The organism is Endoryza foliicola, from assembly GCF_050589245.1.
Lineage (GTDB): Bacteria > Bacteroidota > Bacteroidia > Chitinophagales > Chitinophagaceae > Endoryza > Endoryza foliicola.
The window spans coordinates 90521-107316 of sequence record NZ_JBOBEW010000002.1; the positions used below are offsets into that span (position 1 = coordinate 90521).

The following is a 16796-nucleotide window of genomic DNA, read 5'->3' on the forward strand; positions in this document are numbered from 1 at the left end:
TTTCAAATGTCGCAAGCGTTAGGAATAGAACAAGGCAGAGAGAGTATCAGGGGAAATTGAATTTCAGGACGCAAAGGTAAGGGAAATCCTCATATTTAACCTTTTTTTCACATAAGTAAATAATAAAATAAAGAACCCCGTCTCATATTTCGTGAGACGGGGTTCTTTCGTATTGTTACTAATTGATAATTAGAAGCTTAGGCGGATACCCAATTGGCTGATCCATCTAGCCGTGTAACCGGGTGTGAGTGAAGTACTTACTCCCCAAGGCTTTCCAACCACAGGGCTGAAACGGTATTGAGGGGTTAAGTTAGCAGCACTTACATAACCTGCAAAGTTTACAACTGCAAATTGGTCGTTGCTCAAGAACCAGGTTCTTCCCCAATCTTTGTTCAACATGTTTGTGAAGTTATATACATCGTAAGTAAGACTCAACGTGTATTTTCTTCCCGCCATTTTCACAAAGAATTTTTGCTCCAATTTGATGTCGAGGTTATTTGTAAATGGCAAGCGAGCACCATTTCTTTCCGCAAATCTGCCACGGTTCTTCTTCAAGTATTTGTCACCTTGAATATAGGCTTCATACATGTCTTTTTGCTGTTGAGGCGTATAAGTAACACCACCAACTGTATTAGACAAGAAAGTCATGTTTTGAAGTTCTGTTGCAGTAGGGATGTAGATCAAATCATTGGTTTCACCTGTGGCTTGGTCAACTACAGGGCTGTTTCTGTAAACATAACTGAAAGGGCTTCCGCTCTGACCGTTGTAAACCAATGAAATAACAGTTGCCATTGATTTATGAGCGTATGTGAACTCCTTGCTTACGAAAGCATTGATTCTATGCCCCAGATCAAAATCAGAAGTGCTTAACTCCATGTAGTTTCTTCCATTAACGGTTTCCATGAAACGCCATTGAGAGTTGTTCTGAGAGCTGGTTCCTTCGTTCAATGAAACTGAACTTCCGAAAGTATAGTTTGCATTGAATGCGAATCCATTTCTAAATGCCTTATCCAAAGTAAAGGTTAATGAATAAGAATAACCTCTTCTTCCAGTGTTGTTGCTCAACAAGAAGATATTCCCAGGGTAAGGGTTTGCGCCAGTTGCAGTCATTGGAATGCGTACAGGTGATGTTAAGCTGTACACGTTTCTTGAATCAGGCGTGTTTGATTTACCAATTGGAGGAACAATGTTCACGTTGGTATATTCGATCTCCCAAATGTTCTTAGTGAATACCGCTTCTGTAGTAAAGGTCCATCCGTTTCCTAAACGCTTATCCATTGCCAAAGAAGCACGGAATACCGTTGGAAGGCGGAAGTTTTTCGCAACCAAGTCAATTTGACCACGTGAGTTGCTGATATTTTGACCCAACTGAGCTGCAGTAGGCTGGTTGAAAGGATCGGCATTGAAAGCAGGAGTGGTTGCTTGAGTTGTAAATTGTACACCACCAACAGATACTCCGTTGTTGTTGTAGATACCACCGGGCCATACTAAAGGAACACGACCGGCAAACACACCCATACCACCTCTAATAACCATTCCTTCTTCAGGTATACGATAAGTAAAGCCAACTCTCGGAGAGATCATCCAACGGGCATCCATGGTTTGACCGGAACGAGCTCCTTTCAAATCATAGTATTGAGAAATTTTTCCAATAGCCGTGTCATTAAAGAACTTATCGGTTAATGGCTTAGTTAACAACTCTGTTCTATCAGCACGGATACCTAAAACCAATGAGAAATTCTCGTTTACTTTCACTTCATCAGTAAAGAAGAAGCCCATACGAAGGGTTCTGAATTTAGCCGCAGCATTGGTGTTGTCACCTGTTGCTCCATCTACCAAAGAGAAAGATCTAGAATAGGTTCTTGGTCTTGCTCCGCTGTAGAAATCGGCAAGCGAGTTAAACTGATATGTTCCGAAGTTGTCGCGGATAAATGTATTTAAAGCGTCGTTGAACTCATTGTCGGTACCTATAGACATTACATGATTGCCTCTGTAAAATTTCAAGGCATCAAAAATGGTAAGGTTCTTTGCTTTCAACAAGTTGGCTGCAGAGAAGTTTTCTGTACCGAATACAATGGTACCGGATCCGTCGAAAATACTTACGCGAGGGAAGGCTTGACCAAGAGGCCCACGGTCGTCTAGCTCATCTGTATAAGTTACCAATAAACGGTTATTGGTATTGTTCTTCAGTGTTGATTTCAACTCTGCACTTAAAGAACTGGTTCTGTTCGGGAATATATAACCGTTGTTATAGAAGTTGATTGTTGTGCTGCTACTTGTAGAAGTATTGTAGCGAAGGCCCTTATTATAACGATAAGAAACAGACAAGCGATTGTTATCGTTGATGTTCCAATCAATTTTAGTATTGATACGATCAGCATTTACCAATTCGGGGTTGTTCAAGAAACCACCGGGATCGTATCCGTAAGTAGTTTTCAAATAACTACCCAAGGCTTCTACACCGGCTTGACTGGTAGTGCCACGGTAATCTGCATAGTTGAAAGGTTGAGGACGTTGGTCTCTTTGCCATTCTGCCAAGAAGAAGTAGAACAACTTATTCTTTACGATTGGCCCCCCTACACGAATACCGTAGGTTTTATTTTCAAAGTTTGGAACACGTGTTCTTTCATAAACATTTGGAAAACCAGCTTTCGCAACGGGAACAGGAGATTTACCTGTAATGCTTTGGTTTCTATAAAAAGTCCAAGCAGATGCTTGAATTTGATTGGTACCACTCTTTGTAACGGCATTGATAGCACCTCCGGTAAAGTTACCAAACTGTGCATCGAAAGGAGACAAGATCACTTGGATCTGGTCGATCGCATCAATTGAAATTGGAGCTACACCTGCTTGACCCCCGTTTGTACCGGAAGCCGCCAAACCGAAGATATCGGTATTGTTCGATCCATCAATGAAGAAGGAGTTGTAACGGTTGTTTTGACCAACGAAGGAAACACCACCATCACCGGTGATCTTTACTTGTGGCGTGTATTTCAAGTAGTCGTTCAAACCACGACCTACGTTGGGCAAATTGGCCATTTTATCGCGGCCGATACTAGTTTCAGTACCTCCTTTGCCGGAGCTAACTGTACGACGTTGAACAACGGTTACCTCGGTAAGATTGGTTGACTTATCCTTCAATGAAAACTCTTGGCTAGAATTTTCTCCAAGGCTAAGGAAAATATCCTCTTTCTTTTCGTCATTGAATCCTACGAAACTAACAACAATAGTGTAAGGACCTCCGGGACGTAAATTGTAAATGTTGTAACGACCGCCAGTGCGTGTGGCTACACGGTAAACGGTACCGGTGGGAACGTGAGTGGCAGTAATCGTAGCGCCAACTAATGGCTCTCCCTTTGATGTCTTAACTACCCCACTTATGCTACTATTGGTTTCCTGAGAGTACATGGCAAGAGGGAATACCAATAACGCCAGCATAAGGCGTACAATTCTCTTAAGCATATCAGTTTTGTTTTAGCGATACAAAGAAAGCAATTTATATATAAATATAGGAAACTAAATTAAAAAGAGTTACCCCCCTAATTCCCCCCTTTTTCTCCCGGTTTTCGGAATACGGAAATTGGTGTAATGGACCCCCGAAATTGGCTAACTTTGCCAAAATTTTGAACATGCTCGATAGTATTGAAAGTGCCATAGAAGACATTAAAAAGGGGAAGCTGATTATTGTGGTTGACGATGAAGACCGTGAAAATGAAGGAGATTTCATTGGTGCAGCCCACCACGTAACGCCCGAAATGATCAATTTTATGAGCAAATACGGCCGTGGTTTAATTTGCGCGCCCTTGCTCGAAGACCGTTGCGACGAGCTGAAACTCGACCTAATGGTTAATAATAATACTGCTCTTCATGAAACGGCCTTTACCGTTTCCATTGATTTATTAGGACATGGTTGTACCACCGGTATTTCTGCTCATGATCGGGCAAAAACCATCCAAGCCCTGATCGATCCCGCCACAAAACCCGAAGATTTGGGCCGTCCCGGACATATTTTCCCACTTAGAGCCAAAAAAGGGGGTGTTTTGAGACGTGCGGGTCACACTGAGGCAACAATTGACCTTGCCCGGCTCGCAGGTTATGAGCCCGCCGGAGTTTTGGTGGAAATTATGAACGAAGACGGTACCATGGCCCGCCTTCCTGAGTGTATGGAAATTGCCAAAAAATTCGATCTCAAAATCATCTCGATCAAAGATTTGATCGAATACCGACTCAAAACCGACTCTCTAATTGAGGAAGTTGTGAGGGTGGATATGCCTACTATTTGGGGTGATTTCAAATTGATCGCGTTTAGAGAGAAAAATACTTCGAACGAACACTTGGCCCTTATAAAAGGAGAGTGGGATAAAGATGAGCCCGTTTTAGTTCGCGTCCACTCATCCTGCTTTACGGGTGATATCTTAGGTTCACTGCGTTGCGACTGTGGCGATCAACTACATGCCGCCATGCAATTAGTAGAAAAAGAAGGAAAGGGGGTGATTCTATACATGAATCAAGAGGGGAGAGGAATCGGCTTGCTAAACAAGTTGAAAGCTTATAAACTCCAAGAAAATGGATTCGATACTGTAGAGGCCAATTTACACTTGGGTTTTCCGATGGACAAACGCGATTATGGAGTAGGAGCTCAAATCTTACGTTATTTGGGAATCACTAAATTGAAACTCATTAGTAACAATCCTAAGAAAAGAGCAGGTTTGTTGGGTTATGGCTTGGAAGTAACAGATTGTGTGCCTGTAAAAATTGCTCCAAATCCTCACAACGAAAAATATTTGAATACCAAGAGGGATAAAATGGGGCACAACCTCTAAAATTCCTCAGGCTGTTCATCGTCCTCTCTTCTTGTAGTAACGGGTGCTGCTTTGTTTACAGTACTGTCTTCGTTCGCAGGGGGAGAGGATTTCTTTTTCTTCTTCTTTTCTCCTTTCCAAAGATCGCTGAATTGTTCAAAGTCTTTGCGGTAAGAAATACCGGCACCTGAACGGTTTTGTTTGCCGTTAGCAGATTGATAATTGTAAGAATCTCTATAGAAGAAAGTTAAAAGCAGTTTACCATCGGGGCGTAATTTCCATTCGGCTGCAATATCAGGTAGGAATTGCATAGTGGTGCTTCTAGCTTGGGTGGCTGTTATTCCAAAGTCCAATGCACTTCCAAACGTGAACGTGAGTCGCTCATTGAACAAACTCTTAGCAAGTGAAAGATTTAAATTGGTACGATCGAGGTTGAAACCTCCGGCATTGTTATTCAATAGATAAGCTCCGTTGTACACTTGCGCATTGAAGTTTACTTTTATGCTGGGGTCATTGAATACTTTTTGAACGATGGAAGAGAATTGCTTGTTCAATGCTGCTGATATAAAGCTTGAAATGCTTCCTGTAACGATACCCTCCACGGCTTGCCCACCCAATCCGCTCTGCGATGAACTGGAAAGCGGACCAAAGCTATTAAAGATGATCAGGAAGGCTACTTGCTTGTTCAATTCATTTTCATCGTTTTGAATTTGACGTAGCAAATTAATTACTAGTGGGTCGTTTTTAAGCGGACTGTTTTGAGGCATTTCCAAATTGAACTTAATAGCAGGTTCCATCAGTTTACCCGACAAATTTGCCAGTACTTTTACTTTCCCTCTGTACTTTTTAATATAGTCGATATCACCACCTGTTTGTAAATACAGACGGTCGCCCAAATCACTGAACTTCACATTGTCTGCTTCGTATTCGGCAGCCACTTTCATATCGGCATCAAAAGGATCGCCATTCCAACGAATATAACTTCCTGCGTCGGGCACTAGCTTAAATGGTTTTCTAAACAGTGTTTGGAAGTTGAAATTGTAATCGCCTCTATCAATATCGTATTGACCGGTTAAGCTAAATTCGCCGGTGGTGCTGGCTCTCATTCTCAAATTCCCATGACCGATGGTGCTCATAATATCATTGGTTAACTCGTCCATGATCACATTCATTTTCGCATAGTTGTTGGCCGAGATATCGAGGTTGATCGTGAGTTTGCTTTTTCTGCTGGTTTCCCGCTCTTGCATTTCCTTACCATATGTTTTCCAAACGATAAAATCGGCCTGTCCACTCTCTTTGCCGTATTCACTTCTGATAAAAAAGGAAGAAGAATCGGCAGGTTGACCTTTGATGTTCATTACCATATTGTCAACAGGGCCGGTGAGTGTCATGTTCGCTTTGGCAATCACTTTACCATAATAGGCTTCATCGGTTCGTTTCGAAGTATTGAGCACTAATAATTTACCGGTATTCAAAGAGAAGTCGAAATCCATATCTCCAAAACTTTCGTGGCGCAATACACCTTTTGAAAGTTGTCCGGTGTTGCCCAAGCTATCTTTGATATAGAAACTACCAAAATCAATTCGGTCGTCTTTGAAAATAACGTTAGCCTTTGGAACTATGTACGAAACATTGGTATAGCCCACTGTAAGTGTATCATTTTCCATGGTTGCTTCACCTATGTATTTAAGGGCATTGGTGGGGCCCACAATGCGCAGTTGACCATAAGCATTGCCCCGCACTTTAGAAAATACATCAACTAAGTATTGTTCAAGCAAGTCTACTTTAGTTCTCTTTACATCGGCAAGCAAATCAAGATTGTCTTTTCCGGCACTGTCAGCAATTTGATAGAAACCACTGACATCAAATCGATAGTTTTGATTGTCAGAAATACCTTTGAAGTTTACTTTCTTTTGTTTTTTGTTATAGTTGCTGCTCAACACAATATTACCAACAGAGTCATCATCTAAGCGAAACTGTTCTACATCCCCATCCATGTCTACATGTAAATTTCCAAATGGATCGGCCACTGCAACATTGGCGCTCAGCAATCCTTCGAGTCGGTTGCTTCTAATAAAATAAGGGCTAAAATCCCCGATATTTATTTTTTGAAGGTCGATTTTGATGTCATTGGTATTGCCTATATCAGAGGGCTCGGTGGTAATTGAGATAGATTGTTGTCCATTATAGATTCGAACCTTTTCTGCTTCTACCAAGTCAGGTGTGAGTACCAGAAGCCCATTTTTATCGATTACCCAACTTTTACCATTGATATCGAAATTAGATTCATTGAAGAGGATACTTACTCCTCGCGGTTTGGTTACAACTTGGGCGGACAAGTTAGCCGCATTCAAAGTTTGATTCGCACTGGTGATAATTTTAACGAGCGAAGTATCATTTCTCGAATCGATGTTCAATGAAGTGCCGGGAAAGTGCAAGCTGTCGTTGATGTAAACGTCTCCAATTTTCGTTTCTACCGAAAGGTCGGAGAGTGTACCTGCCCCTTTCAAATTAAGGTCGTAAAATGAAATGTTTTTATAACTGAACTGAGGTACTTCTGCATTGAGGTCCAACAAATTTTCTTTATCATTAATTCGACCTGTAAAAGTACTGTAGTTGAATCCTTTTAATTCGTAGGGGAAGATGTTTAAATAATCCTGTACATTCTTAGTTGAAATAACAAAGCTGAAGTTTTCATTTTTTAGAGCAGCTTTGGAAGGCTTGATATAGCTTGGATAGTATTTATTGAGAAAGGTTTGGAAAGCATCCGGCAACGCGAGGATGCTGAATTCTCCGGCCAATGCAGCATCGAATTCATTGCTTAATACAGTAATGCTTTTATTGTTTTCAATTACTGACGATTCCATTACTAAGGAATCGAAAGGCAATCGAAGTCCTTTATGATAAAGGCTGGCATCGTACACTTTAGCCGTACCTAAAAAATTGTCGATGTTGTTGCCGGTGAAATCGAATCTGAAATTTCCGGAGAACTGAATATCGTTGGGGGTAATATTTGTTTTGCGTAGATCAATGTTTGCAATACTTGCCTCAAAATCAAAGCGAGGAATTGCCTTGCTGAAATCAATCAATCCATCCAAGTTAGCTTTAAAGTTGGGATCATCGGAAGAAAAACGACCATTGAAAAGTTTTTGAGAAACAGTGCCGTTGATCTTAATGTTTTTGTAATCGTAACTATTAAAAGAAAGCGAACTCACTTCGCCATCCAATTCTGCATTGATCGTTTTAAGTTGAATTCCCGATCCATTCACTTTCCCTTTGAACGCAATTGAAGAAAGTTGCGGAACATCGATGAAAGTTCCTAAGTCAAAATTGGAGGTTTGTAAAGTACCTTTATAAATTGTATTGGCTTTTGCCGGGAACTTCATGTTCAAGTCACTTACCAGTGTTCCCAGATTTGTTTCAATTGCGCCGTAGGTTACAAAATTATTGATAAAGCCACTGAAATTTCCTTTGAATCGAATGTATTGAAGTAAATCTAAACGGGGTTGCTGAATGGTCTTTATAACAGGCAATAAAGTAACGGCATCGAGATAGGTTGTTCGAAATTCATTTGCATCAAAATCGATGAATGTAGAATTGATGTCTGGTAAACCGTTTAATTTGATGTCGCCATTTAAATAGGTGTTATTACCCGCGGTTATCACAAGATTTTTTGCGCTTAAATTTTCTACAGTACCTTTTATCTTTCCGTCAATGGTGATATGCGTATTCCATGATTTCAAGGCAGGAGCAAAGTGTGCAATATCTGAACTATGCAATACTGATTTGTTGAAATCTCCTTCCATAGTAACGCGAGAAACAAAGTAAGCGAGGTCGTCAAATGTTTTGTACTTCATAGCGAAGTAATCGTGTAACCTTGTTTGCGGTGTGCGTAAATCGAGCTGACGGAACTCCATCGCTTCCGGATGAAAACGAATATTCGCATTCAAGGTTCTTACATCGAGCCCCCCTTTTTCGTAAGTACTCATGGCAACTTTTGCCTTGATGGAGTCGTTGACCAACACAATGTTTTTGAATTGACCTTGAATTTTTTTGAATTCAATGTGGTTGGGATCAAATCCTTCACTGTATGGTTCGTAACCTCTGATATCGGAAGTGAAACGACCTTCCTGAATGGTAAGGCCATCAATTTTTATACTCCATTTACCCGGATTCCATCTTAAATGGTTGCTATCGTTTTTACCGGTAAACGGTATGTCTTTTGGTCGAAGTGAATCGGGGCGGTTGCCATCATAATTTTCAATACCGAAATAGGGTTGCTTTAAATTGATTGAGCTTATATGAATGCTTTTCTTTTTTAGATCAAATAGGTCGGCATTCAATTGCAAATGGGAGAGCGCAATATGTTGATCTTCTCCTCTCCATTTATCTTCTTGGAAAAACTGAATTTGATCCAGCTCTACTTTTTCAACCGCTAGTTCAATGGCTTTTTTGGTTGAGTCGCTGGTGCCACCTGAGAAATAGTCGGATAAGAATTGATAATTCCACTTTGGTCCGGTACGCTTCAAGTGAATTTTTGCATTGCTTAGTGCAAATTGATGGATAACAATTTTGTCTTTAAGAAAAAACCAATCGGTTAACGATACTTTAATTTCACCTGCATATAAGAGGCTGTCTTTTTGTTGGTCGTTTACTAATACTCCTTGGAGGTGAAGATTGTCGAAAAAACTGAAATCAACTTTTTTAATGGAAATGGTAGTGTTGAGCTCTTTGGAAAGGTTGGAAGCGATCTTATTTACCAACCAGGTTTGAACAAAACTTGTTTGAAGTAATAGCCATAGCAAAATCACCAGTGCTAAAAGCACCAGCAGGGTTGTACGGGCTATTTTAATCAGACGTTTCAGAATCAGGGAATTATTGGCAAAATTAGGTATATTCTAGCTGTGCAAATACAATACCAAGGGCGAATTCCGAAAGAAAGGCACCCAAATTTTGGAGTATTTTGGCAAATTCTCTGTTATTTCTCGAATTTCTTTGCCGGATCCTTTATTTCCGGACTTTGATTGTATTGTTGAGATTGCCCTTTAGGGATGGAAAGACTTCTCCATTTAGCTTGTTTTATCATTTTGCCTATAAAAACGATTTGGCCTATATGATAAGGGTAGTGGGCTAGTTGGCGGTTGATGGCATCGATCAAACTGAGCGATTCTTCTCGAATGGTAATTGTTTTGACGAGGTCTTCTTCCTTGAAAGATTCAAGTGCACCGAGAAAGCATTGCCAACCCTCTTCCCATAGATTTAGCAGCTCGGCTGAGGGTAGTTTCCTTTCTACAAACTCTAGGTCCCTTTCTCGCCATGGTTTTTCTCCATCGGAGTTCAAAACATCTGTCCACCTACTCATCATATTTCCCCAAATATGTTGGATAATTACGGCGATGCTATTGGACTCAGCATCGGGAGTAAAATGAAAGTCGTTCGGATCTAATTGACTGAACGTTTTATCTCCCAGGCTTTTATAGTATTTCAATCGTTTGATAGCAGTTTGGAGAAAAGCTTCTCCCGGAGTTAAATTCATTTATCAATAGTTTTCACAAAGGTATCCAAGGATAGTGGGTAAGGTTCAATTAATTCCTTAAAAAATTCATATTTTAGCCTATAACCTTTATTTTAGGTGTCAGATTACCAAAACTAAAAACATCGCACATGAGAAAAGTTAGTATGCTTATACTAATTGTTTTTGCTCTTTGTTCTACAGCAAACGCACAGTATTCATCTAAAAAGAGGACAGGGTTTAAAGTAGGATTGAACTACTCAGCCTTAAGGATAAAAGGCGTTACCAGCTCTAGTTATTCAAATTTCAAAATTGGCGCGGTGGTAGGCTTATTCCGCGAAATTCCATTGAGTGAGCGCGTAGTATTTCAGCCCGAACTTTATTACAGCAGATTGGGTGGTAAATCAAATGATATTACAACGAATCTCAGTTATTTTTCTATTCCGGCTTTATTCAAGTTTCATGGAAAGAAATTAGGATTCTATGTTGGTCCACAAGCGAGTTTGTTGTTAAGCGCCAAACAAATAGATGCTGCCGATACCAAGTCTGACATAAAAAGTACCTTGAAATCGGTAGACCTTTCCGGAATTACCGGATTCGACTACAGTTTTGGAAAAGAAGGCGCATATGTAGTTGGATTGCGCTATCAATATGCGCTGAATAATATTGTGAAGAATCCGAATCCAGCGGGTACAGGGCTATTGAACTATTCGGTTCAAGCCAGCTTTGGGTTTAGGTTTTAAGAGTACCGTTATCATATTAAGAAGAACCCGCCACATAGGCGGGTTCTTTTATTTAGTATCCTTCAGCATGGTCATCGCCCCGGCGATCTCCAACCGCTTCAATTTTTCCATTCGGAAGTCTTTTAATTACTTCTGTTCTACCAATTTGTCCTCTGTTTAATATTTTATAGCCCATTTGTTCCAATGCTTTCTTTGTTTCTACATTAAAATCATTTTCAACAAACACTACATCGGGTAACCATTGGTGATGGAACTTTGGTTTGTTCACTGCGTCAGCAGCACTCATATCAAATTCGAGTACATTAACGAGGGTCTGAAATACTGATGTAGTAATGGTTGTACCACCGGGAGTACCTGCAACTAAGTAAACCTTTTTGTTTTTCAGAACAATGGTAGGAGTCATTGAACTGAGCATTCGTTTACCGGCCGTAATTGCATTGGCTTCTGCACCTACCGCACCGTACATATTGGGTACTCCGGGTTTAACTGAGAAATCATCCATTTCATTGTTAAGAAGGAAGCCGGCGCCTCCAACAACGGTTCTGCTTCCGTATCCTCCATTCAACGTTGTTGTAACAGCTACTGCATTGCCATCTTTATCGATAATGCTCAAATGCGTCGTTTCTTCACTTTCTTTGATTTGGCCTGCTCCAACATCTTTACTGTTGCCGGCTTTATTGGGTTCGAAATCTTTCATTCTTTCTTTTGCATAAGCATCACTGGTAAGCGTTTTAACCGGTACTTTATAAAAATCAGGATCACCTAAAAATTTCGCTCTGTCGGCATACGCTCTACGTTCAACCTCAACCATTAATTGAACAGAAGCGGGGGTTTGAAAGCCATATTCTTTTATAGGTTTATCGGCAATCATTTTCATCATTTGAGGTAGTAAAATGCCGCCACTACTCGGAAGCGGCATGGTCAATATTTCGAAACCTTTGTAATTAAAAACTACAGGCTCACGGAATTTTGCTTGATAAGATTTCAGATCTTCCAAACTAATGATACCCTTGCCTCTGTTCATTTCCGCAACTATTAACTCGGCCGTTTTTCCTTCATAAAATCCTTTTTGACCGAAGTCGCGAATACGTTTCAATGTTTCTGCCAGCTCTTTCTGAATCAAGGTATCGCCTTCTTTCCAAGTTCCTTCTTTTACGAAGGCTGTGGGTTGGGTGTTGAGTCGTAAGAAATCGTTTTTGGTACCGTTCAAACTTCTTGCTTCTGCAGCAGTTATCACAAACCCTTTCTCGGCTAGATCAATAGCCGGTTGAATAAGAGTTTTGAAGGGTAGTTTTGCATATTTGTGAGCGGCAAAAAGACCGGCAATGGTTCCGGGAACCCCCGCAGCCAAATGACCATCCATGCTCAAACTTGGGATGGCGTTGCCCTGGTCGTTCAGGTACATATCTTTATGTGCTTTTGAGGGCGCTTTTTCACGGTAATCGAGTGTGAGGTTTCTGCCATTGGCCAGTCGGGCTACCATGAATCCACCACCACCGATGTTTCCGGCGCCGGGATAAACTACCGCCAATGCTAATTGAGTAGCAATGGAGGCATCAATAGCATTGCCTCCTTTCTTGAGCATCAGTACGCCTACTTTGCTGGCAAGCGGGTGTGCTGAAACTACCGCCCCTTGAGTACAAGTAATTTGTTTTTCGATGGTATAATGAAAGGCATCTATTTTAGGGATTGGGGTTATCGCTTTTTGCGCTGAAAGTGCACTACTTAAAAGTGTAAAACCCGTGAAAAACAAGAAGTAAGATCTCATGCTTGGAAATTTTATTGAAAGCTATTGATTTGCAACCAAATTTACCCATTTTCATTTTCAAGATATCTTTTCAAATTGATTAATTTTAAGGCCCAAATAGGGAAAAATAACTTATCTTCCCATTCTCCAATATTTCTGTGAGCGACCAAACAACAAACTAACCAAACTGAGTCAGCTTATGAGAAATGTCTTCTACTCGTTACGAAGAGCAGGAATTGTTATTTTATCTGTATTAATTAGTCTGGTCTCTTTCGCTCAATCAACCGGTACCGTAAAAGGTATTGTAACAGATTCCAAAGGCGCAGTATTGAGTGGCGCTTCTGTGACCATTGAAGGTCAAAAAGGAGGCACGCTTACTGATGCTGCCGGAGCTTATTCTCTTAAAGTAAAACCCGGAACATACACGCTAGTTATTACATATGTAGGTGCCGCTGCACAGCGCTATCAAGTTAGTGTTAGAGCAGGGCAAACAGTAGATCAAAATGTTACTGTAAACGTTTCTTCCGATTTAACCGATGTAGTGGTTATCGGTTCTCGCTCCAGAGTACCTAGGAGTAAATTGAATACCGTGGTTCCAGTGGATGTGATCAACGCCAAAGAAGTAAAGGCTTTTGCTCAAGCAGACGTAACGCAAATGCTAACGTATGTGGCGCCTTCTTTTCAAAGTGCACGTCAAACTGTTACAGATGGAACAGACCATATCGATCCTGCGGGTTTGCGCTCATTAGGCCCCGATCAAACACTTGTATTGGTAAATGGAAAACGATATCACAACACCGCACTCGTAAATATTAATGGATCTGTTGGAAGAGGTTCTGTAGGTACCGACTTAAACACCATTCCCGTTGCTGCCATTGAAAGAATTGAAGTTCTTCGCGACGGTGCGGCCGCTCAGTATGGCTCAGATGCTATTGCCGGCGTAATCAACATTGTACTCAAGAAAAACTACAAAGGTCTTCAGGTATCCAGCATGGTAGGTCAAAACTTTACCAATATGCCCTATGCCGGAGGTACAAATATTACGGATGGACTTACACGTCAAGTTGATATTTCGGGAGGTTGGGGTTGGAAGTCGGGTGCTTACGTGAACGTTAGCGCACAGTATTTGAAAAGAGATGCTACCAATAGAAGTGGCTTCGACAATATTCCATTGATTTATTATGGAAATGGAGGAACACTTCCCGGTTCTGCTGCCGTTCCTTCCGGAGTAAATGCCAATGACTATTACAGATGGTTGATGGATCTAGACAGGTCAACGGTGTCTTCTAGAAAATACGACCGTAGAAACATCATCGCTGGTAACTCGGCAAATGATAACAAAGGCGTTTTCATCAATTTTGGAATTCCTATTACAGCTAATGTAAACTTTTATTCAACCATTGGCTATTCCATTAGAAATGGTAACGCAGGTGGTTTCAGTAGAAACCCGAACAGTTGGAGCCAACAACCTGTATTAGCAAACGGCCAACGTTTCTATTACGATGGCTTCCTTCCTAAAATTTATACTGAATTAGAAGATCATACGGTAACCGCAGGTATCAATGCTAAAATGGGAGAGTGGAACTTCGATATTAGCAATACTCAAGGTGAAAACAGACTTCGGTATGATGTAAAGAATTCCGGCAACTCTTCTTTACCCGCTACCAACAATGTTCAAACTGAGTTTTATGCGGGAACACTGCGTTTTGTTCAAAATACTTTGAATTTGGATTTGAATCGTAGCCTTGAGTTGGGTACAGGAAAATCTCTGAATATGGCATTCGGTGGTGAGTACCGCGAAGAGCGTTTCAACATTGCCGCCGGTGAATTGAATTCATATACAAATGGTGGACGCCAATTCCAACCCGATCCAATTCCGAATTATCCCGGTACTTCTTCTTTGTTTACTTTTTCTCCAGGTACCGCTGTTTCCGGATCACAAGTATTCCCCGGATTTCAACCTGCCGATCAGGTGGAAGCAAAAAGAAGCATTTATGCTGCATATGGCGACTTGGAACTTAAAACACGAAAATTCACTTTAGGTGGCGCACTGCGTTACGAAACCTTTGATGAATTCCAAGTCAACTACGATAATTTAAGTGGGAAAATTGCAAGCCGATATGAGATTACAAATAAGGTAGCTTTAAGAGGATCGGTAAGCACTGGATTTAGAGCTCCTTCTTTGCATCAACGTTATTTCCAAAACACTTCTACACAATTCGTAAACGGATTGCCTTCCCAAGCTCTCACAGCTAATAACTACAATCCAATTGTAAAAAATGCATTTGGAATTGATGGATTGAAACCGGAGCGTTCTAAAAGTGTAACTGCAGGCTTGGTAGGAAATCTTACAAAGAATATTACCTTCACCTTAGATGCCTATTTTATTAGAATTGACGATCGCATTGTGTTGTCATCTCAGTTCAATAGAAGCAATGCCCTTGTAAACACCATATTGAATGCAAACGGTGTGGATCCAACCATCAATGCATTGCAATTCTGGACCAACGCAATAAATACTGAAACCAAGGGAATTGATGTGGTATTGACCGATCGTTTCCGTTTAGGTGCGGGTAATGCATCTTTGTCGATTGCCGGAAATTTCAATAAAAACTCAGTAGTCGGCGGAATCCAGAGTAACTCTGTGATTGATGATGCAACAAATAACCCTAGCTTGAGCGATCCTACAAAGAACCCTGCAAACGATCTAAAAACAGCTTTGTTCGATCGTCAGCAACGCTCACGTATTGAAGTAGGGCAACCCCAAAGCAAAATCAATATTACTTTCAACTACGATTTGCGTAAATGGAATATCTTGGCGCGTTCAGTACGCTTTGGTAAAATCACCTCTTTAAATGCCGCAGATCCTTATTCCAGAAATGCTTCTACCGGCGCTTATTGGAATGATGTTGGATTGGGTACCGATCAAACCTTCAGTGCAAAATGGACCACAGACTTGGTGTTAACATACAAAGCTAGTCCGGGTGTGAGCATCGCAGTTGGTGCAAATAATTTGTTTGATATTTATCCGGATCGCATTTTTGTTGACTCAAGAAATGATCCAAGTATTTATTATGTAAGTCCTGTTTCAAATAGCTTGGGTGTGAACAAAACAACCGGTGGTTACAGCGCTGGTCGTGATGGTTCGAACAGAGGTAGATTCTTGTTCCCCGGAAACCAATTTGGTTACAACGGTAGATTCATGTTCGCTCGTTTAACCATCGACGTATTCCAACTGGGCAAAACGGTTAAAAAGCCGGCTCCAGTTATTGCTCCACCACCACCGCCTCCGGCTCCACCAAAACCAAAAGATACTGATGGAGATGGCATTACTGATGATAAAGACAAATGTCCTACGGTTCCAGGACCTAAAAATATGATGGGTTGCCCTGATAAAGACGGCGATGGCGTTACTGATGCGGAAGACAAATGTCCGGATGTTGCAGGTGCAAAAATCTTTGGAGGTTGCCCCGACACAGATGGAGATGGAATTGAAGATGCCAAAGACAAATGTAAAGATGTAGCAGGTGTTGCCCAATACGAGGGCTGCCCAATTCCTGACAGAGACAATGACGGAGTAGCCGATGATATCGATCGTTGCCCCGATGAAGCTGGTCCGGTTGGAAACTTTGGATGTCCACGTTTGGAAGACTTGAAATTCAATGCCAAAAACGTAACCTTCTTAACCGGTAGTTCTCAATTAACCACTCAGGCAAAAGCTGAGCTAGATGAATTGGTAACTATTATGAATAAGTTTGCTCGTATATCTGTTAAGATCGATGGACATACCGATAATACCGGTAAGCCTGAGAAAAACTTGGCCTTATCACAAGCGAGAGCAGATGCTGTAAAAGCGTATTTAGTTGAGAAGGGTATTGAGAAAGAGCGTTTGGAAGCTACAGGATATGGTTCAGAGAAACCACTTGCAGATAATAAGACTGCTGCAGGAAAAGCTCAAAACCGTCGCGTTGAATTCAGCGTGAAAGGATAAT

7 protein-coding genes are annotated in these 16796 nt (G+C 41.1%); 3 read left to right on the top strand and 4 right to left on the bottom strand.

The window, feature by feature from the left end:
• Positions 1-189 precede the first annotated feature (189 nt).
• Positions 190-3462 carry a TonB-dependent receptor gene (locus ACQ2HE_RS04395; RefSeq protein WP_430897993.1) on the bottom strand — a complete coding sequence of 1091 codons (3273 nt, stop codon included), beginning with the start codon at positions 3460-3462 and terminating at the stop codon, positions 190-192.
• A 167-nt stretch (positions 3463-3629) separates the two neighbouring features.
• Here ACQ2HE_RS04395 and ACQ2HE_RS04400 point away from each other — a divergent pair, with 167 nt between their 5' ends.
• Positions 3630-4823, top strand: coding sequence for a bifunctional 3,4-dihydroxy-2-butanone-4-phosphate synthase/GTP cyclohydrolase II (locus ACQ2HE_RS04400; protein ID WP_430897992.1), 1194 nt, complete (start codon positions 3630-3632; stop codon positions 4821-4823).
• On the opposite strand, the gene ACQ2HE_RS04405 is transcribed toward ACQ2HE_RS04400, so the two are convergent.
• Both ACQ2HE_RS04405 and ACQ2HE_RS04410 read right to left on the bottom strand, forming a co-directional pair.
• Positions 4820-9628, bottom strand: coding sequence for a translocation/assembly module TamB domain-containing protein (locus ACQ2HE_RS04405; RefSeq protein WP_430897990.1), 4809 nt, complete (start codon positions 9626-9628; stop codon positions 4820-4822). The genes ACQ2HE_RS04400 and ACQ2HE_RS04405 overlap by 4 nt on opposite strands.
• 152 nt (positions 9629-9780) lie before the next feature.
• Positions 9781-10338: a DUF1572 family protein gene (locus ACQ2HE_RS04410; protein WP_430897988.1), complete on the bottom strand. Its 558-nt coding sequence runs from the start codon at positions 10336-10338 to the stop codon at positions 9781-9783.
• A gap of 128 nt (positions 10339-10466) precedes the next feature.
• Here ACQ2HE_RS04410 and ACQ2HE_RS04415 point away from each other — a divergent pair, with 128 nt between their 5' ends.
• Complete coding sequence (locus ACQ2HE_RS04415) at positions 10467-11057, top strand: porin family protein (protein WP_430897986.1); 591 nt, start codon at positions 10467-10469, stop codon at positions 11055-11057.
• A 52-nt stretch (positions 11058-11109) separates the two neighbouring features.
• Here the strand turns inward: ACQ2HE_RS04415 and ggt are convergent, their stop codons facing one another.
• Complete coding sequence (ggt, locus tag ACQ2HE_RS04420; RefSeq protein WP_430897984.1) at positions 11110-12825, bottom strand: gamma-glutamyltransferase; 1716 nt, start codon at positions 12823-12825, stop codon at positions 11110-11112.
• Positions 12826-13003: 178 nt separating this feature from the next.
• Here ggt and ACQ2HE_RS04425 point away from each other — a divergent pair, with 178 nt between their 5' ends.
• Positions 13004-16795, top strand: a complete 3792-nt coding sequence (locus ACQ2HE_RS04425; protein ID WP_430897982.1) for a TonB-dependent receptor domain-containing protein — start codon at positions 13004-13006, stop codon at positions 16793-16795.
• The last annotated feature ends 1 nt before the right edge of the window (position 16796 follow it).

Bases quoted from the DNA above. Each gene is read 5' to 3' on its own strand.
- ACQ2HE_RS04410 (WP_430897988.1), bottom strand. From the start codon at position 10,338: ATGAATTTAACTCCGGGAGAAGCTTTTCTCCAAACTGCTATCAAACGA.
- ACQ2HE_RS04400 (WP_430897992.1), top strand. From the start codon at position 3,630: ATGCTCGATAGTATTGAAAGTGCCATAGAAGACATTAAAAAGGGGAAG.
- ggt (WP_430897984.1), bottom strand. From the start codon at position 12,825: ATGAGATCTTACTTCTTGTTTTTCACGGGTTTTACACTTTTAAGTAGT.
- ACQ2HE_RS04395 (WP_430897993.1), bottom strand. From the start codon at position 3,462: ATGCTTAAGAGAATTGTACGCCTTATGCTGGCGTTATTGGTATTCCCT.
- ACQ2HE_RS04415 (WP_430897986.1), top strand. From the start codon at position 10,467: ATGAGAAAAGTTAGTATGCTTATACTAATTGTTTTTGCTCTTTGTTCT.
- ACQ2HE_RS04425 (WP_430897982.1), top strand. From the start codon at position 13,004: ATGAGAAATGTCTTCTACTCGTTACGAAGAGCAGGAATTGTTATTTTA.